Source organism: Haloferula rosea, from assembly GCF_016595525.1.
Lineage (GTDB): Bacteria > Verrucomicrobiota > Verrucomicrobiia > Verrucomicrobiales > Akkermansiaceae > Haloferula > Haloferula rosea.
In genome coordinates, this window is sequence record NZ_JAENII010000004.1 from 327,802 (window position 1) to 347,007 (window position 19,206).

General features: G+C 61.2%; 19 protein-coding genes and 1 tRNA gene. 14 read left to right on the forward strand and 6 right to left on the reverse strand.

Features of this window, described 5'->3' with window-relative positions; genetic code table 11:
- Positions 1–34 precede the first annotated feature (34 nt).
- The 4 genes from JIN81_RS07540 (at position 35) to JIN81_RS07555 (ending at position 3,965) form a co-directional block, all read left to right on the forward strand.
- The gene (locus JIN81_RS07540) at positions 35–1,165 is read left to right on the forward strand and encodes a hypothetical protein (protein WP_200278221.1); all 1,131 of its coding nucleotides are present in this window, start codon (positions 35–37) and stop codon (positions 1,163–1,165) included.
- A gap of 108 nt (positions 1,166–1,273) precedes the next feature.
- A complete protein-coding gene (locus tag JIN81_RS07545; RefSeq protein ID WP_200278223.1) occupies positions 1,274–1,639 on the forward strand; it encodes a hypothetical protein in 366 nt (121 codons plus the stop codon).
- Between the two features lie 182 nt (positions 1,640–1,821).
- A complete protein-coding gene (locus tag JIN81_RS07550) occupies positions 1,822–2,697 on the forward strand; it encodes a hypothetical protein (protein ID WP_234044561.1) in 876 nt (291 codons plus the stop codon).
- The gene (locus JIN81_RS07555) at positions 2,694–3,965 is read left to right on the forward strand and encodes a methyltransferase family protein (RefSeq protein ID WP_200278227.1); all 1,272 of its coding nucleotides are present in this window, start codon (positions 2,694–2,696) and stop codon (positions 3,963–3,965) included. Before JIN81_RS07550 ends, JIN81_RS07555 begins: the two co-directional genes overlap by 4 nt.
- A gap of 26 nt (positions 3,966–3,991) precedes the next feature.
- On the opposite strand, the gene JIN81_RS07560 is transcribed toward JIN81_RS07555, so the two are convergent.
- A complete protein-coding gene (locus JIN81_RS07560) occupies positions 3,992–5,014 on the reverse strand; it encodes a hypothetical protein (RefSeq protein ID WP_234044562.1) in 1,023 nt (340 codons plus the stop codon).
- Between the two features lie 118 nt (positions 5,015–5,132).
- Here JIN81_RS07560 and JIN81_RS07565 point away from each other — a divergent pair, with 118 nt between their 5' ends.
- Positions 5,133–6,098: a 6-phosphofructokinase gene (locus JIN81_RS07565; RefSeq protein ID WP_200278229.1), complete on the forward strand. Its 966-nt coding sequence runs from the start codon at positions 5,133–5,135 to the stop codon at positions 6,096–6,098.
- Between the two features lie 124 nt (positions 6,099–6,222).
- Here the strand turns inward: JIN81_RS07565 and JIN81_RS07570 are convergent, their stop codons facing one another.
- Together JIN81_RS07570 and JIN81_RS07575 are read right to left on the reverse strand one after the other, a co-directional pair.
- The gene (locus tag JIN81_RS07570; RefSeq protein ID WP_200278231.1) at positions 6,223–7,173 is read right to left on the reverse strand and encodes a thioredoxin family protein; all 951 of its coding nucleotides are present in this window, start codon (positions 7,171–7,173) and stop codon (positions 6,223–6,225) included.
- A 98-nt stretch (positions 7,174–7,271) separates the two neighbouring features.
- Entirely contained in the window at positions 7,272–8,702 is a 1,431-nt protein-coding gene (locus JIN81_RS07575) for a class I SAM-dependent methyltransferase (RefSeq protein WP_200278233.1), read from the reverse strand.
- A gap of 183 nt (positions 8,703–8,885) precedes the next feature.
- On the opposite strand from JIN81_RS07575, the gene JIN81_RS07580 reads away from it, so the two are divergent.
- Together JIN81_RS07580 and JIN81_RS07585 are read left to right on the forward strand one after the other, a co-directional pair.
- Positions 8,886–8,960, forward strand: a tRNA-Cys gene (locus tag JIN81_RS07580).
- Between the two features lie 295 nt (positions 8,961–9,255).
- On the forward strand, positions 9,256–10,275 hold the full coding sequence (locus JIN81_RS07585; RefSeq protein ID WP_200278235.1) for an alpha/beta hydrolase: 1,020 nt from the start codon (positions 9,256–9,258) through the stop codon (positions 10,273–10,275).
- A gap of 146 nt (positions 10,276–10,421) precedes the next feature.
- On the opposite strand, the gene JIN81_RS07590 is transcribed toward JIN81_RS07585, so the two are convergent.
- Positions 10,422–12,764 carry a S8 family serine peptidase gene (locus JIN81_RS07590; protein WP_200278237.1) on the reverse strand — a complete coding sequence of 781 codons (2,343 nt, stop codon included), beginning with the start codon at positions 12,762–12,764 and terminating at the stop codon, positions 10,422–10,424.
- A 239-nt stretch (positions 12,765–13,003) separates the two neighbouring features.
- Here JIN81_RS07590 and JIN81_RS07595 point away from each other — a divergent pair, with 239 nt between their 5' ends.
- Positions 13,004–13,456, forward strand: coding sequence for an FKBP-type peptidyl-prolyl cis-trans isomerase (locus JIN81_RS07595; protein ID WP_200278239.1), 453 nt, complete (start codon positions 13,004–13,006; stop codon positions 13,454–13,456).
- 74 nt (positions 13,457–13,530) lie between these two features.
- A complete protein-coding gene (locus JIN81_RS07600; RefSeq protein WP_200278241.1) occupies positions 13,531–14,370 on the forward strand; it encodes an alpha/beta hydrolase family protein in 840 nt (279 codons plus the stop codon).
- Positions 14,371–14,442: 72 nt separating this feature from the next.
- Here the strand turns inward: JIN81_RS07600 and JIN81_RS07605 are convergent, their stop codons facing one another.
- The gene (locus JIN81_RS07605; protein WP_200278243.1) at positions 14,443–15,117 is read right to left on the reverse strand and encodes an HAD family hydrolase; all 675 of its coding nucleotides are present in this window, start codon (positions 15,115–15,117) and stop codon (positions 14,443–14,445) included.
- A 177-nt stretch (positions 15,118–15,294) separates the two neighbouring features.
- Here JIN81_RS07605 and JIN81_RS07610 point away from each other — a divergent pair, with 177 nt between their 5' ends.
- Complete coding sequence (locus JIN81_RS07610) at positions 15,295–15,645, forward strand: hypothetical protein (RefSeq protein WP_200278245.1); 351 nt, start codon at positions 15,295–15,297, stop codon at positions 15,643–15,645.
- 152 nt (positions 15,646–15,797) lie between these two features.
- Here JIN81_RS07610 and JIN81_RS07615 read toward each other — a convergent pair whose 3' ends face one another.
- Positions 15,798–16,541 (reverse strand): hypothetical protein, encoded by a 744-nt coding sequence (locus tag JIN81_RS07615; RefSeq protein WP_234044563.1) that lies wholly within the window; start codon positions 16,539–16,541, stop codon positions 15,798–15,800.
- Positions 16,542–16,880: 339 nt separating this feature from the next.
- Here JIN81_RS07615 and JIN81_RS07620 point away from each other — a divergent pair, with 339 nt between their 5' ends.
- From JIN81_RS07620 to JIN81_RS18965, 4 genes are all read left to right on the forward strand, one after another.
- Positions 16,881–17,294 (forward strand): VOC family protein, encoded by a 414-nt coding sequence (locus JIN81_RS07620; protein WP_200278250.1) that lies wholly within the window; start codon positions 16,881–16,883, stop codon positions 17,292–17,294.
- Positions 17,295–17,746: 452 nt separating this feature from the next.
- A complete protein-coding gene (locus JIN81_RS07625) occupies positions 17,747–18,013 on the forward strand; it encodes a TIGR03643 family protein (protein ID WP_325100861.1) in 267 nt (88 codons plus the stop codon).
- Positions 18,014–18,599: 586 nt separating this feature from the next.
- The gene (locus tag JIN81_RS18960; protein WP_234044564.1) at positions 18,600–18,800 is read left to right on the forward strand and encodes a hypothetical protein; all 201 of its coding nucleotides are present in this window, start codon (positions 18,600–18,602) and stop codon (positions 18,798–18,800) included.
- Positions 18,787–19,107, forward strand: coding sequence for a hypothetical protein (locus tag JIN81_RS18965; protein ID WP_234044565.1), 321 nt, complete (start codon positions 18,787–18,789; stop codon positions 19,105–19,107). Before JIN81_RS18960 ends, JIN81_RS18965 begins: the two co-directional genes overlap by 14 nt.
- The last annotated feature ends 99 nt before the right edge of the window (positions 19,108–19,206 follow it).

Below are 19,206 nucleotides of genomic sequence, written 5' to 3' on the forward strand. Positions count from 1 at the left end.
AAGACCCTCCGATCACCGGCCGTATCGGGAAGCGATGAATGCCTTGCTCCCGGCGTCAATCGCCACGGTGGTCGTTCTAACCGGTGGCTGTGTGACGCAGCACGTCACTGGCTCGGTTGAAGAGCACGCGCGGGTCGAGGGAAAGCGGTATGCCGACGAGGTGAGGGCGCAATCACCGTTCGAGACGGTGGAGATCAGTTGGAGTGAGGCGGAGGACCTGATGGAGTCCCGCAATCTCGAATACCGCTCGGCGGAAATCGGCTATCTGCAGGCGATGGAACACACGCCGATCGTCGAGGAACTCACCGACCAGGTGAAGGACATGGTGGACCTGTCTCTGGGTGACCTGCTCAAGCCCGACAATCTGCTCAAGAGCCTCGAGACTCCGGTGACCCAGCTACCGCAGCAACTCCGCTCGGTCAGCAAGCTCAAGGACCTGTCCCACCAGATCGAACAGAATACCTGGGAGAAGACCTGTGAGAGTTTCGATGCCGAAGTCCGCATGCGGAAAGAGAAGGTCAAACTCCATTGCCTCCTGAAGACGGGTGAGTTGATCGACGGGGAGATCGCCCAGCTCGGTGAAGCAAAGCCACTCCCTGAGGATGCGGACCCGAAGCTCGTGGCCGCGCGTCAGAGCTGGCAGAACTCGCTCCGTCAGGCGCGCAGTGTCTGGCTCACCGAGGTCCGCGATTTTTTCAATGCGGAGTATCACGACGTGCATTTCAAGAAGGACGGCAGCGGGCTTCCGACGTACCGGAAGATGGAGAGGCCGGACCTCACCGATTGGCAGCGATGGTGCAAGCTGACCCGTTCGCAGGAACTCGTCTCCGCCTTGCAGAAAGCGCACGATCAACAGAAGCCTGCGGTGCCCGGAACCAAGCTCGTGACCGACAAGTTGGCCGAGATGATTCACATCGATCTGGGTAGTGAACCGGATGTCAGGCTGAAGACGGAGTCGGTCCGCGAGGAAGTCCGCACCTTGATCCGCAGCTGGCGCGAGATGAAGCAAGCGCAGGTTCAGGCCGCGAAGCTGGAAGCGACCGCCGATCAATCGCTTGTCACGCTCGACCAGGTCCAAACCCGCCAGAATCTCTTCAAGCTGAGGCAGCAGGAGATCCAGTCGGCCAGCGTCGTGTGGATGCTTGATGAGGAGTGCTGGAATTAGCGTCGGTCCTGCGGGAGTACGGTGGCAAGGGATGAACCCGAACCGGTGCAGGCACTTGGGAGATGGGTTGGGTTTGTCGGTGCGGCCTGTGGCTGTCAGTCTCGTTCCGTGAAGACTCCATCCCGCGAGGAACTTGAATCATGGGTGGAGGATCAGCTGTTGGCGGGTAAGTCGCTGCAGGTGGTCCGCCGGGAAATCGACGACAAGGGGTGGGAGGGCATTCTCGGCGATGTGGGGATCGAGCGGATCTCGATTCGAGTGAAGGCGGCGCAAGAGTTGAAGCCGGCGAAGCTGGGGAAGTTTCTTCCACGGGTGGTCGGTACGATTGCCATTCTATTGGGGATCGCAGCGATTATCATCGATGGTGGCACCTCCTATTCCAGCCGCTATTCGCCCGGTCGATACGGTTGGGTGGCCCTCATCCTCGGCGTGATCCTATTGGTGAAGCCGAGTGCAAGGGACTTCGATTTCTAGCCAGTTCACCGGAGGTGAAACTCATGGCGCCTGTCTCGTGCCGGGGCTCTCGGATCTCAAGCATGAGCCGACATCGGGTCTCCCATGAGCAAAGCATTGACAGTTTCAGAGATTTCTGAAAACTCAGAAATTAAATGAGTGAGGAACCGGAAACTCCGCCAGAGCCTGTGGTCGAACCACCGATGCCACGAAAAAAGGTCGGTCCCTACCTTGCTCTGGTCATCACGACCGCGGTGGTCTCGCTGGCGTATCGCTTGTTGGTGGCAACGCACTACGAGCAGACAGCGCTCATGTTCATCGGGCTGCCGACCCTGCTTGCGGTCCTGCTGGCCTATCTTCCCGCGTCGAAGACGGCGACGGGGATGATCATGCGGGGCATCACGCTGTTCCTCCTCCTTCTGGGCATTTTGTTCATTGAAGGATTCATCTGCATCGTGATGGCGGCGCCGCTCTTCTATGCGATTGGGTTCATCATCGGGATCTTCGTGGACCGCTCGCGCGTGCAGCGGGACATGAACCGGTTCCGCGTCGTGATCCTCCCCGTGCTGCTGCTCATGAGTCTGGAAGGCGTCACGGGTTGGTTGTCCTTTCCACGGGATGAGGTGGTCGTGGTGGAACAGTGGACATCGATGAAGCCGGAGGAAGCGTGGGAGGAGCTCAGTGTGGGCCCGGATTTCGATCTCTCCCGACTGCCCTTGTTCCTCCGGATGGGGTTCCCGATGCCGAGGGAGATCGACGGCACCGGCCTGGAGGTCGGTGACAACTGGCGCATCCACTTTGCCGGCGGTGAAGGCAAGCCCGGCGATCTAACAGCGGAAGTGGTGGTCAGTGGGGAGGGTCGGGCGCGGGTGGTGAAACAAGACGACACCAGCCACATCGCCCACTGGCTTGATTGGCAGGAAGCCGAGTGGGAGCTCATCCCGGAGCGGGGTGGCACCCGGGTGCGACTTACCATGCGTTACGAACGGCTGCTCGACCCCGCCTGGTATTTCAAACCGATCGAACGTTACGGCGTGCGCAAGGCCGGCGAGTATTTTCTGCAAGAGACCTATCAATGACCCGCGAGGCTGCCATTCAGGTGGGGGTGCTTTATGGCCCGCTGGTCATGGCGGGGGTGCTGACCCTGTGGTTGAGGCCTCAAGGTCGGCTCGCCATCGGACTGCTGTTCTCCACGGTTTGGATTGCCGCCTTGTTGCCGTGGTTGGATCTCGGGGCGCGGGCGCTGGGGATGTGGTCCTACCAGGCCGCGGGTCCGAATCTGGCCGGCATGCCGCTGTCCCTCTACTTCGGTTGGGTCATCGCCTGGGGCTGGCTGGCCCCGCTCGCCATCCACGCTGCCGGCGCCCGCTGGCCGCTTGCCGTCATGGCGTTGGTTTCCCTCGATCTGGGAGTCATGCCGCAGCTTGAGCCGGTCGTCACGCTCTCCGCCTCTTGGTGGATTGCCGACATCGTTCTGTTCGCGACCCTGCTGCTTCCGGGACTGCTCTTGTGCCGATGGACGCAACTCGGAACCCACCTGGAGGGACGGGTCGGATTGCTGGCAGTCTGCTTCGGTGGAACCCTGCTCGGTCTGCCGCTTCTCGCCACGCTGGAGTCATCCAGTGCGCTGGCCGTTCTCGGCAAAGTGGTCGCGGAGCCGATGTGGATTCCGGCGGCATGGCTCTTCGCCCTGCCGGGGCTCACCGCGATGCGGGATCTGGCCCGGGGCGGGGGTGGCACGCCTGTGCCGCTGGACCCGCCGGTCCGCCTGGTCACCCACGGGAGCTACGGATTCGTCGCCAACCCGATGCAGATCTCGATGACCCTGCTTCTCCTACTAGAGGCAGCGTACCTTTGGAGCGTGTGGCCGTTGGTGGTTGCCGGTCTGGGAATCATCTACTCGGAAGGATTCGCGCGTTGGTCGGAATCGCGCGACATGGATGAGCGTTTCGGCAGGGAATGGCAGGTGTATCGGAGCAGGGTCAGGCGCTGGATACCGCGCTGGAAGCCGGCGGGTCAGGAGGAGTGCGAACTCTGGATCGATCTCGACTGCGGTCCCTGCGCTTCGCTGGGCGGGTGGTTTGCCCGTCGCGATCCGGTTCGGATCCGCCTTCGGAATGCCCGCGATTGGCCCGCCGAACCCTTGCAGCGGATGACCTGGCTGGATCCTGCCACCGGGCGCAGGGAATCCGGAGTGTCTGCGTTTGCCATGGCCCTGCAGCACCTTGCGCTGCCATGGGCGTTGGCCGGGCTCATCCTCGGAACGCCCGGCCTGCGCCAGGTGATCCAATGCTGCTTCGATGCCGCCGGGCTCGGCCCGAGGACCTGCCCGACGAATCATGCCTAGTCGCCTACCCGTAGCAGGGAAGTGGGTCAGATCTCAAGCATGTGCGACACGTGGGTCGCGGTGAGTTCACCCATCGTTTTGCAGTCGCGGTAGACGTCGTCGTGGTGGTACTTTGACAGATCCAGGGCGAGCCGCGCGACATGCTCGCGGGGTGCGAGTTCCTCCCGGCTCATGAGTCCCAGCAGCGCCTTGAGCCGGGTCCGCTCGACCTTGGCTCGCTGGCGCATCTGGGCATGCTCTTCGGCGACATACTGCTGGATCGACCGCCGGTTGAGGACTTCGAATGCCAGACGTGTGACGGTTCGGTTCGAGTCGAAGCGGTAGGCCAAATAGGTTTTCCCGCGGCCTTCGTAACTCTGCTGGTCGAAGTCGATCGGGCGCACACGGTATTGCACCTCCTCGAAGTCGGGAGTGACTTCCACGATGTAGTTCACACTGCGCATGTCGCCAAGCAGCCGGATGAAGCACCTCTCGTTGAACTTGGTGAATTCCTTGGCGATCCGCACGCGGTTGAGTTCGGGTTCGTTCAGGTAGTCCTTCAGGAATTTGTCTCCGGGCACTCCGGCGATGTGTTCCTCGATCAGCGTCTCTTCATTGATCAGGTAGTTGATCCGGTTCGGCGAAAGGATGTGCTCCAGTTCGAGTCCGTAGATCCGCGAGGCGTCCGAGTGCTTCACGTAGAAGTAGTCGGAGTTGTCATTGTAGAGGTTGGTGATGCGGATGCGGAAGGGGCGTGAGTTGCCGAACTCACCGAAATCGATGCGGTCGACCTGAAGGTGTTCGTGGTGGGTATCGTGACCGCTGACCTTCAGCTCGGTGTAGATCTTGGTGAGCTTCGGCCGCAGCTCGCGCATGTGCTCCGGGTCGTAGAACACGGTGAGCCACAGGGTTTCCTTTCCCGAGGGATCTTCGTAGGGCATCGAGCCGGCAAAGCGGGTCAGATCCTCGTAGATGCGCGGGATGTTGCGGAGGCGGTCGAAGCGGTAGAGGTATTGCCCCAATGCCGGGGAAACCGGGTAACGGTTCTTGCGCCGGGAGATCATCGCCATGGTTGGAAGATGTCAGCCGCCGATGAGTTTGGCGAGCATGGGGCGCTGCAATCTGCAGCTGAAAACTTCAGGCACGCGGGACTTGCCCAAATCGGCCTGCTGCCGTTCCCTGCGCGCGATGAAGAAAGGATTGGCCATATTTACCTCTGGAGGGGACGCCGCTGGAATGAATCCTGCCGTGAAATGCGTCGTGGAGTATGCCACGAAGCGGGGCTACGAACCATGGCTCGTCTATGATGGACTGCGTGGATTGATCGACGACCAATTCGTCCGTGCCGAGCGGGATCTGGTATCCGGGATTCTCCACCGCGGCGGCACCATCCTGCGGTCGGCCCGGTCGAAGAGGTTCTTCGAACTCGAGCACCGTCAGAAGGCCTACGAGAATCTCAAGAAGCGTGGAATCGAGAAGCTGGTGGTGATCGGTGGCGATGGATCATTCCGGGCACTCAACCAATTTTATGCCGACTTCGGGGTGCCCTTCGCGGGAATTCCCGCCACCATCGACAACGACATCGCCGGAACGGACTACTGTCTCGGCGTCGACACGGCCCTGAACATGATCCGTCAGTCGGTCGACTCGATCCGTGACACGGCGACCTCGTTCTCCCGTGCCTTCGTGATCGAAGTCATGGGTCGCCACTGTGGCTACCTCGCCATGGTCAGCTCGTTGGCCTGTGGCGCGGAAATCTGTCTGACTCCCGAACTGCCCTACGATCTCGACTCGATCGGTAGCCGGCTGCAGGCGGACATTGCTGACGGCCGCCGCTACGTCCTCGCGATCGTGGCGGAAGGCACGCAGATGGGGGATTACCTGACCCGATGGATCAACGACTCGATCAACATGGAAGCGCGCCTCACGGTGCTCGGCCACGTGCAACGGGGTGGATCTCCCACGGTCCGCGACCGACTGATGGCGCACAAGTTTGCGGTTGGTGCGATCGAGGCCCTGGAGGTGGGGAAGACCAATGCGATCATGGTGTATCGCGATGGCGACTACGGTGACCTGCCCATCAATGAGGTCTGTGATTCGAAGTATGTGCTCGATCCCAAGCTGCTGAGCATGTGCGCCGACCTGAGCAAGTAATCCCAAGCGGGCTCGTCCTTCGATATCTGCGACCGTTGGCCAGCCTGGTGGTTGATCCAGACAAGAAAAAGCACGGGCGGAACCAGTCCGACCGTGCTTGGAATGAATGGGGGCGAGGGCTCCCTTACTCGCTCTCTTCCTTGTCCGCCTCCTTGGCGGCCTTCATCTGATTGATGCGGTCCTTGAAGGTGTCCACCCGGCTTGCGAGCTCGCTGTCGGGATCGACTTCCTTGGCGGCATCAAGGGCGGCGAGAGCGGCATCGAAGTCGCCCATTTGCGCACAGATCATGCCCTTGATCATGGTGGCCTGCTGAAGGTTGTCGCCCTCGAAGTCACCGGAATTGATCGCCTTCTCGGTCAGCGCGAGCGCGTCCTCGTGCTTGTTCTCGCGAGCCAGCGCGTTGAGTGAGTCTTCGAAGTCGGCGAACTTCTTGTTGCTTTCGATCTTCTTGATGAAACCGGATTCATCTTCCGGGTCCGCTTCCTTGATTGCTGCCACGACGTCACCGTACTGGGCGGAGACGACGGCATCGTCCAGTCCCATGGCGTCCAGAGCCGCGACCAATGCCTTGGCCTTCTCAGTGCCTTCGGCCTTCTCTGCAGCGGCGAATGCCTCGTCGCGCTTGGTGCGTGCGGCGAGCAACTCATCGAGGTGCTTGACGTAGTTCTCCGGGCCACCGGCCTGGTATCCAGTTCGTGCAAATGGACGGCCCTTCTCGTCCATCAGGAGGATGGTCGGGTAGCCCTGCACGGCGTATTCCTTGCGCAGTTCCTCGTTCTGAGCCTTGGTCTCATCCGAGAGCTTCGACTTGTCCCGCGGGTAATCGAGCTCCACCAGGACGAACTTGTCCTTCACACCTTCCTTGAAGGGATCGTGCTGGAAGACTTCTTCGTTGAGCTTGATGCACCAGCCGCACCAGTCGGACCCGGTGAAATCGACGAGCAAGCTCTTCTTTTCGTCCGCTGCCTGCTTCTTGGCCGCTGCAAAGTCAGAGGTCCATCCATCGCCACCGGCGAAGACAGGGCTGAGCATGGCGGCACAACCTGCAGCCATGAAGAATTGGTTCATTTTCATCGGCCGAAAGCGTCGGGCCGGGATTCGGGAAGTCGAGGGAAAAAGCCCCGGGAGTGTCCGCAGAATTACGTGTCGACCCAATGCCGATGACCGCTCGATCAGGCTGGTGGGAAGAGGCCACGGGTCGCCAGATGAGCGAGCCACGGGTCGAAATCCAAGTCCGGTGCCTGGTCCCGGGCGATCGCACGCAGTTCGTCGTGTCCGTGCGTTCCGTCGAGTGCCTTCACGACCTTCTGGTGACTTTCGGGGAAGCGGCAGGTCTGGTGGAAGGCGTCGACGAGCGGATCACCCTGCTTGGCAAAGTGGAGATTCAGTGCACCCAGGCACGGCCGCGCCGGAGCGTGGGTGGCGGCGTGGACTTCCTCACTGCGGAGTTCGACCCAACCGAGTCGCGCCGCCTGATAGAGCCAGTCTGCGATCGCCTTCGATGCCTGTTCAGGCTCCCAACGAGGGCCGAGCCGGCGGGCACAGTCTTCCATCAGATCCGGGACGGACCGCGATGCCGGTGACGCGGCGGCCAGCGCGGCATGGAAATGTCCGACGATCTCCCCATGGATCGCCTTTTCCGGCAGCGATGAGACCCGCAGGCGAGCGGCGAAATGGAGTACCACCGAGGTGGTCGTGCCGGTGTCGAGCTGCGTATCCGCATGGCAGAACAAGCTGCTGCGGTGCGTTCGCCCGGACAGAAGATCGAGCGTCTGCTGGAATAGGACGGGATCGGCTTGCAGCGTCTCGAGCGTCCTCAGTGCCTCTGGATTGAGGTTGGGAGGGAGATTCCCCGGCAGGGTCGATTCGCCGAGATAGCGGAGTTTCTTCTGACCGGCCAAGTGCAGCACCCCACTGAAATGGAAAGGGTCACAGCAGGGGGCGAGCTCATCGAAGGCCAGGATCTCGGGCCCCTTTCGGCGCATGTCGCGGAAAATCTCGGCCAGATCCTGAGCGTGGGCGCTGTCCGACATCGCCGCGGTTTCGGCGAGTTGCTTGAGCTGGGCGTCGAGCCCGTCGCAGGGGCCGATCTGGGGGAGTGCCTTCAGCATCATCGCCGCTTCCCGACGCATGGCCCAGCCGGGCAGTGTGTTGTAGCTCACGTAGGCGATGCCCTGGGGAGCCAGCGACTTGGCGACCAAGTCCATCAGCGCCGATTTCGCCTCATCCGGGATCCACGACAGCATGCCATGGGCGATCACATAGTCGTAGGCCGACGAGCCCGGCTGCCACTCGCGCAGGTCCGCATGCTCGAAGGTCACGTTGTTCAGCCCCACCGCCTCCGCCGCCTGTCGCGCCGTGCGGATCGCCGAGTCCGAGAAATCGATCCCGTGGAACTCGCTATCCGGGAATCGCTCGGCCAGCGCGAGCAGGTGGTGGCCCGACGCGCAGCCGATATCCAGCACCCGGCACTGCTCGGGCAGCGGTGGCGACACCAATCCCGTGCAGCGTGCCGAAGCGCAGAGCACCCCCGGGTGTGCCTCAGGATGACTGAGGGCAGGGTATCGTTTCTGGGAGTAGAGTTCGCGAACGGGGTCGGACATGGCGGGGAATGTCGATGGATGTGGCGCGAATGGCCAGAATGGATCGCAGTGATGATGGGCCCGCCGTTCCCGGATCGGAGGGGCCGAAATGGACACCCGATCGAGGAAAACGGACCAACCCGGGCATTGACAGGCGCGCGGACGCTGCGTAGTGAATCTCCCCCCGCACGCGGAACGTGTGACGGCGGAGTAGCCAAGTGGTAAGGCATCGGTTTGCAAAACCGACATTCGCGGGTTCGATTCCCGCCTCCGCCTCCAGCCGCTCGTTTCCCACTCTTCAGGGTTTCATGGGGCCGGGGTGCCCGCCTGCTGTGCATGAATGGGTGAACGATCTCGGGTTCGGTCAGGAACCGGCGTGCTGCATTCCTGACTTCTCCCGGGCCGTCCGAGCTGCCAGGGACCCGGCTCGTTGATCGAGAACATCGATCTGACCGCCGCCGGGATGATTCTGCGTCGTCGACCCGTCGTCGAGAACCTTGGGTCATCCCTTGGGATACGAGGGGGATTATTGGATTGCGCCACCTAGCAGGTCGTTTGCACACTGCTCACCGTCATGAAAAGGTGCCCTCTCCATGTTTGTTTGTTGATTTCTCTAACAATGCAACTTTCGGCGAGGACCTGGACCAATCAGAAGGGGCAGTCGGTGGAAGGGGAGTTCCTGCGCAGGGACGGGGATGCCCATGTCGTCCTCGAGATCCGGAACAAGGAGCACCGCATGGCGATTGCCGATCTCTCGGAGGAGGATCAGCAGTGGATCAAGGAACAGGTTGAGGAGCCCACGGAGGGCGAATCCAAGAAGGGGCCTGCGGGGCAGGTGACCCTGCTCGGGGTGCCGGTCAAACCTGGGCTGAATGTGGTGCCTTTCGATACGAGCAGCTACCCCTTCGACGACAAGAACAAGGCGCACTCCGCCAAGTCGAACATCCACATCTTCCTGCCCGAGGGCTTCGATCCAACGAAGCAATACAACATCATGGTCACGCTCGGAACTTCATCGGGGAAGAACTCGAAGCAGTCAAATTCGATCCGACATTTTGGCGCCCCGGGAGCGGCGAAGGGCTGGGTGGTGATGACTTCGGACAGCGTCAAGGGTCGTCCGCCGAACTACGGCTTGATGTGGCGGATCACGATGATCGATGCGGCCCTCGATGTCCTGAACGAGGAGTGGCCTGCATCGGTCGAGTGGAACCTTGCCGCGGGTGGTTCATCCGGGGGTGCCAAGGCCGCGCAAGGGGTGCTGGCATGCATGGGAAGCAAGGAGTACGGCAGCCGTCGTATCGCGGGTCTTTTCCTGACGGGATGCAATGAGGAACTCTACTCGAAAATGGATCGTTCCACGTCTCCATCGCGCAAGGCCAGCGGCAACGTCGCGGTCTTTTTCAGTCAGGGGAAGAACGACAAGGTGGCGCCACCTTCTGCGGCTGAACAAGTGCTCGATGGATTGAAGAAGGAAGGAATCCGCAAGCAGAACTACGTCGAATTCAATGGGGGGCACGGCGTCCACGCTCCCCACATCGCCGCGGCCTTCACGTGGCTCGGTGAGCATTGCGCCGAACTGGATGCCGAGCGCTGAGTGCTTCGCCGGAGATTTGCATTTGCGGTGCTTGATCAGCCGGTCGGGTCAACGATCGACCGTCTGATCATCACGCCGACCTGGCATTTCCTTGCGACTTCCCCAATTCTGATGGCGGGCGTCATCTTGCCCGTTTGCGTCCCCTTTCAGCGCGAGTTGCGCAGCGCTTTGCGCCTGAGGGTTTCCTTCACTGCGGCGTGGCAGTTGATCAGTCCGTGACCGGTCTCATGGTCCACTCCCGGTGGTCCGACATCGGTCGCCGTGGTCGTGATGATCTCCTGCAAGTCCCAAGGGAGGAGATCGGGATCCGCCGAGAGCATCAGGGAGATGGTTCCGCAGAACATGGGACCCGCATAGGAGTTGCCGCGAAGCAGATTTTCAACGACGGAACCATCGGGAAGCAGGCACGGCACGTCGATGTTGAACGCGCACACTTCGGGCTTCTGCACGATGCCATCCTGATAGTGTTCGGTATTCCATTCCACCGGGCCGATGCAGGAAAAGGGCGTCTTGCTCAGATCCTTCTGAACTCCGGCAGCGGCGAAGACCGCGTTCGGAATGTTCTGCGGGATGTTCATGAGGAAAGGGGACTCATCGCCCCGTTCCACATTTCCCGCACCGGACACAAAGAACACTCCGCAGAAGGCTCCATGCTCCATCACTTTCCGCCAGTGGGATTGGTATTCGCCGAGCTTTCGCCGGGAGAAACTCATGCTGTAGGTGTCGGCCCCCTGCTCGATGGCCCACTCCACGGATCTTTCGATCCCGCCGAGGTTGATCACGCCGGCCCAGCGCCCCAGCGGGGCAACGCCGACCTGTGGAATGCCTGACTCCGAGCCGGCTCCGCAGACGATGTTGGCGCAACTTGTGCCGTGGAGAACCCTCCGGTCCTTCGGGTCGCCTGAGAACGACTGGGTGTGGAGCTGTGGGGATTGTCGATCAAAGTTGTAGCCGTGCACGTCATCGACGTAGCCGTTCAGGTCATCGTCGATGCCGTTTCCCGGGATCTCGTCCGGATTCCGGTAGATGCTGCGTGCCAGATGGTTGGAGGCAATGAAGTTCCTGTCATGGATCACGTTGAGGGTGCCCTCTCCGGCCACTCCGAAGTCCCTCCACACCTGGTCCGCCTTCAGCTTTTCGATGTACCAGGGAAGGTTTTCGTAGGATGGCTTGTCGGGGCCCGGCAGATCCGGCACGGGCGCCACTTCGGGTAGAGGTGGGCTTGGCGGAGTCCTTGCGGCGCGCAGGAAAATCTTGCGCACACCAGGGACCTTGGTCAGCGCGGGCAGGTCTTCTTTTGAAATCGTGCAACTGAAGCCGTTGACGATCCAGTGGCGATCGAGATCGTCGATGGTCTTGTCCTTCAGCAACCGCTGGAGCACGGCATCCGCCTCGCGATGCGATCGCATGCTTTCGTTCTTCAGGACTTTGACAACCTGCGTGCGCATTTCGCGCCGACCTGCATCAGCAAACTCCTTCGACCTGCGCTCGTAGCCCATGCCATCTCCGAGAAACTGGGTTTCAAACCACACCGTCACGCGCAACGGTCCGCCCCGGCTCGGGTAGCCGGGGGGGAGCGGAGAGATCCACACTCCTTCGCCTGAAAGGGTCTCCATCGAGAGTTTTGGGGACCCCGGGCTGACGTCGAGCTTGCCGAGACGCGGACCCTTCATGGCCTGGGCCCTTGCTTTTGTGATTTGGGTGGGACCGAGCCGGAGCTTCACATGACCCTTCATCAGGTTGTCCTTCATGCCTTCGTCCACATGCAGGAGGCTCAGGTTGTGGCCGAGCTCGTGGGCTATCGTGGCGGAAAGGGCGCCCGCCTTGGGGAAGTTTGAAATGGTTAGAGTGGGCTGGGTCTTCGCCGGGATGACATGCGTGCGCGGCTTCGGGTAGCCCTTTCGGTTCGGAGCCTTGTCCGAGAATACACCGACGATCGCGAAGTTCCCGGAGATCGTCGCCGTGCCCTGCAAGGTCTGGCCGACGTAAGGGAGGAGATAGAGATGATACATCTCCGGCTTGGTTCGGTTGAAGCGGCCGTCGTCGCCGATCGTTTCGTTGTTCGCCGGGTCCGCGAGCCGTGGGAACACCTCGCTCATGTAGTTCACCTGACTGCCACGCTCCCTCGCCACCACCTGCTTCGCCAGCGTGTCGAGAGGTTCCTGTGGCAATCGACCTCCCGCGGCCTTCTCCCTGATGATCCCGCCGCCGCCTGCCTCCGGATCGGTCACCCATTCGATGCCGGCCGGCGCCCAGATGTCATTCACCTGCGCCATCATGACCTTCGCGTCGGCCACCGTCACCGGCATGTCCATCCGGGTTTTGTGGGTGGTGCCATCCGGCTTCGCGACCTCACGCACCATCTCGATGTCGGTCACGAGGTGCACCCTCAAGGGCAAGCGAAGGGTCTCTTCGTCCGCCATGGCAGGAAGTAGCAGGCAGGGGATGAGCGTCAGCACCATCGTACTGAAGAGGCGGATCGGATTCATGATGCGATGGGAAGGGGAGGGGATGCCTTGGGCGGCTTCTCGAAATGGAACCGTGTGTCCCCGAGGCGGATCTCGGAGATTCCGGGACTTCTTCAACCAAGCGCGATCCTCCCTTTCCTGCGGCAGTGAGAACAGTGGAAATTTCCGGAGTGAGTCAGGGGAGGCGATCCGGGGCCGGTTGTGGCATGTGGCATTGCCGTTGTGAAGCGACTCTGCTTCAACCGTCTGAGCATCCCGCCATGAAACGTAGGAAGGAAAAGAACCGAAGCTCGAGCAAGAAGCGGACGCGTGGCAATGCGCGGGACACCCGCGCGGAGTCGGAGGAGTTCCTGAAGAAGAACCGCCTGAAGCCCAACGTCATCGAGACGGAGAGCGGGCTGCAGTACTCGATCGTGGATCCGGGCGAGGGAGCCAGCCCGACGGAGTGGAGCACCGTCGAGGTCAACCAACGCATCCTGCTGGCGGACGGGACGGTCATCAAGGACACCTTCCGCACTCCGGATACGGATCGCTTCACGATGGAAGAAGCGATTCCCGGCCTGAAAGAGGGCTTGCCGCTGATGAAGGAGGGCGGGCGGTTCCGTTTCGTCGTGCCCCCGGATCTGGCGTGGGGGAAACGGGGAGCGGGTGATCGGATCGGCCCCTACGCCACGCTGGTCTTCGACATTCGTCTTGAAAGGGTTCGAGGCTGATCCGTTTGGCAGCGGTTTCCCATTCCCGGGACATCCGGTGAAATCTGAACCTCTAACACTCCGTTTCAGCGTTCATGACCCGCTTTTCGTCGCTCGGCTTTCTGCTCGCCCTTTCCATCTCCGCCATGGCGGAAGTCGCGCCGGCGGACCAGGGCTACTCGATCGTGGAGAAGCTTCCCGATGCCAAGCTCGGGGACTTCCATGGCTATTCACGCTACGACTTGATGCATGAGGATGCCGGGGGCAGCGTGAAGGTGGTGGTGCCGCGCGTGGTCCGCGAAGGCCGCCCCTGGATCTGGCGCGCCCGCTTCTTTGGCCATCAGCCGGCGTTGGATCTGCAGTTGCTCGAGCGCGGCTGGCACGTCGTGTATTGCGATGTCACCAACCTCTACGGGAGTGATGAGGCAATGGCTCGCTGGGACCGCTGCCATGCGTATTTCGTCAAAGCCGGACTGTCGAGCAAGCCGGTGCTCGAGGGCATGTCACGCGGAGGCCTGCCGATCTTCCGCTGGGCGAGCCGGAACCCGGACAAGGTGGCGGCCGTCTATGGCGACAATCCGGTGTGTGATTTCCGGACCTGGCCATCTGGCATTGCGTCGGGGAAGCGTTCCGAGGCCGACTGGAAACGACTGCTGGAAGTCTGGAAGTTGACCGACGAGGAAGCGACCAAGCATGCCCAGGTGATCGATGGCCTCGAGCCCCTTGCCAAAGCGAAGGTTCCCGTGGCTCTGGTGCTTGGCTTGAAGGACGACGTCGTGCCGGCCGCTGAGAATGGTCTCCGGCTTGCCGAACGATATGCGGAACTCGGTGGTCCGGTCCGGGTGTGGAAGAAACCCGAGGCAGGGCATCACCCGCACGGGCTGCATCCACCGGATGAGCTGCGGCAATTCCTGATGCAGGCGGCGGGCTTCTGAGCGCCACCCTGCGGGTCGAGCGCGTGTCCGCGCCATCCCATGAGCCTCCGGCGCGCTCGTTCCTTCGTTCTGTTAGTTGATTCCTTCTTCGCCTAACAACCAGTCGGCGACGGCTTCGACATCCTTGAACTCGGGGATCCACGCGAGGTCTTCAGGCAGGTCGGTGGTGAATTCGCAGCGTAGGCGGACCGGGTGGGCGCCCGACTCGATCGCCGCATGCTGGTTGTAGATGCGGTCGTCGACGAGGATGGTCTCGTCCGGGTTGAGCTCATACTTCCGAAAACACTCCCTTAGCCGGTCGACCTTGGCGGTGTCGTGCATGAACTCGCCGTGCTGCACGCACTCGATGGTGAGGAAGTCGGTCACCGGCGCGAGGATGTCATTGAGATATGCGGTCTTCGCCTCGACATCAAAGGTCGCCGACATGGTGAACTGGCGGCAGCCCTGGGCATTCAGGCGCTTGAGCGTTTCGATCACCTTCGGGTAGAGCGGGCGATTGCGGAAGAAGGACTGGTCGGCACAGAAGTCGCGATCCATCTTCGCGCCGAGCTCCGGGTGCGTCTTCAGCTCCAGTGCGCCATACTCGGGTACGATGGGCAGCACTTCGGGAAGCTGCTCCCATTTCAGACCGGCGTAGCGATCCCGGTAGTTCGGGTGACCGGTTAGGAAATGGAAGTAGGCGTAGTTGAGATCCGCGAGGACACCGTCGACGTCCCAGAAGATGTTTTGGATTTGGCTCGGCTTCATGAAGTGGGAAGAGCCCGAGGGTGATCGGGAGAGCGGCATCGGAAAAGCCTTTGTCGAAATCATGGGGCGGGGGAAGCGGGTGGTGCTCGATCAAGGCTGATGGGGTTTCGGACCGCAGGGAGCGGCGAAGGGGGGATTCCCCTTTGACCCCTGAGCCGTATTTTCCATATTCCCGGGATGTTGAAACTTGCCGCTACCACTGTCCTTGCCGCCGCCTTGGTTTCCTGCTCCGAGAAGACCGACTCCGATGGCCCCGGCGCCTCTTCCGACACCCCCGCTGCGGCCGCTTCGTCGGGGGATGCCCCTGCCACCGGAAACCGCTTCTTCGATTCGGCCGTGAAGAAGATCCATTCACTCGACGAAGAGGTTTCACCTGCCCAAGCCTCCCGCATCGTGACCCTGATGACTGCCGATGGCTCCATTGGGCTCGGTGAAATCAATGGCATGGATTTGACCGACCTGAGCAAGAACTCCGAGGCCCTGCAGAGCGCCTATGCACAGGCCAAGGCCAAGGCTCTCTCCGAATAGGAGTCCGCTCCACCCTCATCTAGGCCTTGCACCTCCGCATCCCGCAAGGCCCGATGAGACCCGCGGGAACACTCTCCCGGGTCATCCGGTTTGTGCGTCACCTCGTGGCTGGAACGCACCGTTCGGGGCCGTCCCCTGCGTCGTGCAAGGCGTCAACGAAGCTGAAACAGCTTCTCGAAGTAGAGCAGGCGATTCGGAATCAATTCGCGCACGGATTTCTCGGTCCCAGGGGGCAATCGGCCCGGGTGCTTGAGCACGGTGTAGGCGAAAAGTGCTGATTCCGGAAGATCCTCCTTCAAGGGAAGCCGCTCTGCATACTTGGTGATGAAAGCCGCGTCCTTCTTCTGGGCCGCCAACCAATCCTGATGCTGCGCATGTTCTTTCTCCAAGGTGGCATGGCAGGCTTCGTGAAAAATGGTTTCCTCCAGATCATGGGTTTCCACCCGCTTGCGGATGTTCTTTGAATACAGAACAAAGAAGCGTCCCACCTCCTCACCGAAGGCCACCTCATCGCCCTCATGAAGCACCACATGAGAGAGCTTCGCCCGCATCAGTCGGGGGAGCTTGCCCAGGCCTTCCGAGATCAGCGCGGTCAACTCCTTCAGTTCCACCTCATCCTCCAGATCAGGATGAGCCCAAATTTCAGTCCGCAGGCCATCCTTGAACAGCACCTCATACACCGCCGCTCCCTCCGCGAAGAGATCCTCATTTCTCTTATCGGGCATCTCCTTCCGCTCACGCCCGATCAGTTTCACCGCCTTCAGTGCGGATTCATCATCGGTCCGGATGAATTCCAAATCGTTCGAAACCACCGAGTTCTCGAAAAGAGATTCCTTCTTCTCCGCCATCATCGGGGTGGCGAGGAGACAGAAGATCATGGCACGGCTGAAGAGCATCGCCCGAAACTAGAATCCGCCTTTCCAGAAGCAATGACGAAACGTCCGATTCCATGCCTGGTAGCGGCCCGTGCCTTTGGAAAAATCTCACCATGTGATCCGCTCCCCGCGCCCGCGGACCCCTCCACTCGGACCGGATTCTGAGCACTGAACCTGAGGAGATCCAGTCCAGGCCGGCGTGTGTCACGGCCATCAGTCGTGACCGGCGGACGAAAGGAACCCGGAAAGCGTTGTCCGAATCCGAAAGTGCTTCTCCTGCGAAACCTCTTCTCCGACAGTCCCCTTCAGATTTCGGCGAAGCTTTTGGCAGCCGGCCTCGGTTCACCTGATCCAAATCGCATGACTCCATTCCACTACGCATTCAAAGTTGCCGACATTGAGTCCACGAGGGAGTTCTATGTCGGGCTCCTCGGATGCACCGAGGGCAGATCCACCGATCGATGGATCGATTTCGACTTCTTCGGGCATCAACTGTCCGCCCACGTCTCCCAGGATCGCCCGGCGCTTGATTACTGTGGGGTGGTGGATGGAGTCAAAGTTCCCATTCCTCATTTCGGGTGTCTCTTGCCATCCGATCGTTTCGAAGAAGTCCGGAAGCGTCTCGCTGACGCGGGCATCGAATTCATCGTCGAGCCGCAGACCCGTTATGCAGGGCAAGTGGGCGAACAAAAGACGATGTTCGTCCTCGATTTCAGCGGCAATCCTTTGGAGTTCAAATCGTTCTCGAAAGAAGAAGAACGATTCAAGGGCTGAAGGGACCTTCCAGCCATCCTCGGGCTCTCCGATCATCGCCTTGCAATGGATGGCACGCGCTTGGTGATCCGAGGTTCAGCACTCTTGGAGTGCTGCGGGAATGAGATCGACCGGGTCGATGGATCTCCCAAGCCTCACAGCACGGCTGATCCGAAGAGGATCGACATCCATAACTCGCCAAATCAAACCGAGCCTCCAGCAGCAGAAGCAGTTCTGTGCCACTTCGCGGCGGCAGTTGCTCTGTGTCGCTGCGATCGGTGGCGGACTTCTCGGTGCCGGTCTTTCGTGGGCGGGCCATTGCCGGAAGCAGTATGAGCAACTGGAGCAGGAAGAGGCCGCGGCGCGAGAAGCCGAGCACGACCTTTAAAGGGCCTATCGGCTGACATTGGCGGATCCGCAGCGACCTTGGCAAATTTCGTTGGCCTCAGAAATTCTCCGTCCGATGGTTCGAGGTGTCCAAGACAACGAAGTCCTCCCGATCCCGGCTCTCTCCCGAGCAGAAGAACGCGCTGATCCGCATGGCCTGGGAAGACCGGACCTCCTTTGAGGAGATCCGGCGAAAGACGGGCTTCGTCGAAGCGGAGATCATCAAGCTCATGCGCCGCGAACTGAAACCGTCCAGCTTCCGACTGTGGCGCAAACGCGTCAGCGGTCGCAAGACGAAGCATGAAAAGCGCTTCCGGCAGTGGCAGCGGGGCTCCACTCCGCCCGATGGGTGAGAGGTTCGCCACGGAGAACGCGCTTTGTTGGCCGTCCCACTTGAAGAACGGGGCTACTCCCTGTGAGAGGTTTCTCTAACGGAGCGCCGGCTTCAGCCGGCATCGACCAAACCCGTAAGCGGCGAAGGCAAGGATGGAGGGGTCGAGGGGTCAGTGGTCAAGCGAAGCGTCCTGTGGCTGGAGTGTCTCGCTCCAGTTCATTGCCGTGGCGTCCCACCGCGACTCATTCTGATCAACGGTGCGTCGGCTTCAGCCGGCATGAGACTGGGCAGAGTCACCCGCAACCGAGGGTAGAGGAGTGGGGCCGGCCCCCAGCCAACCGCCTCATCCTCGCCGGCAAATCGGGCGGGCCTTTCAGGAGCGCGCGACTCCAGTCGCGCACCGCCGACCCCTCGGAATCCGTGGGCGGGAGTGTCACGCTCTCCGCCACTTTCACCCGCCTCCGCTAGTACTCCAGCACGACAAGAAGCTGCGGCGGGGCAAACTTCTCACTCGGCACTCACGGGTCGCCGAGGCCATCCCCTCGCCGGGCATCAAGTCGACTGCCGCTTGTGGCAAACTTGAACGGTGCTACTCCTTCCCCGTTATGAATGAATCCACCCCACAAACTTGGCCTGACCTTGCAGTTGCCCTCTATGATCGCCTGACCGGCCGCGGCGCCGAGATCACCTACGAGGCCCAGGGCCTTGAGATCCACGTCCCTGATCGCGTTGGCCCGGACGCCACCCACACGCTCTGGAAAGTCAGCGGCAGCCTCAAAATCCGAACAAGCGATGGGGCTGAGTAGCCCAGCTCTGCGGATTCGTGGGCAGCTCGACTGCCGCTCTGGACCGCATCAGGTCGGAATCGATGCTCAGGACGATTGTGTCGTCATCCGCATCGGTGGATGGCGTACGCTTTTCCACCTGCATCGCTACCGACACCACGTCGAGCATCTGCTCGACCAGCTGTCGGGTGGCTCCAATCTTTTCCAGTCCTTTGACGTCCCGACCATCCTCGCACTGAAGCGCCGACCCTTCGGCAAGATCATCCTCAAGAAAGGCCGCCCCGCCATCCAACTGACTCCACTCCTCGGTCTCGTCCGGCGGGTCTAGGAGGTTCATAAGCTCTCATCATCAACCGGAAGCCCTCGGGGCACCCTCGCCACCGACGGCACGAAACCTGCGTGGCCTTCGCGGCGCTCGGTGCACTCA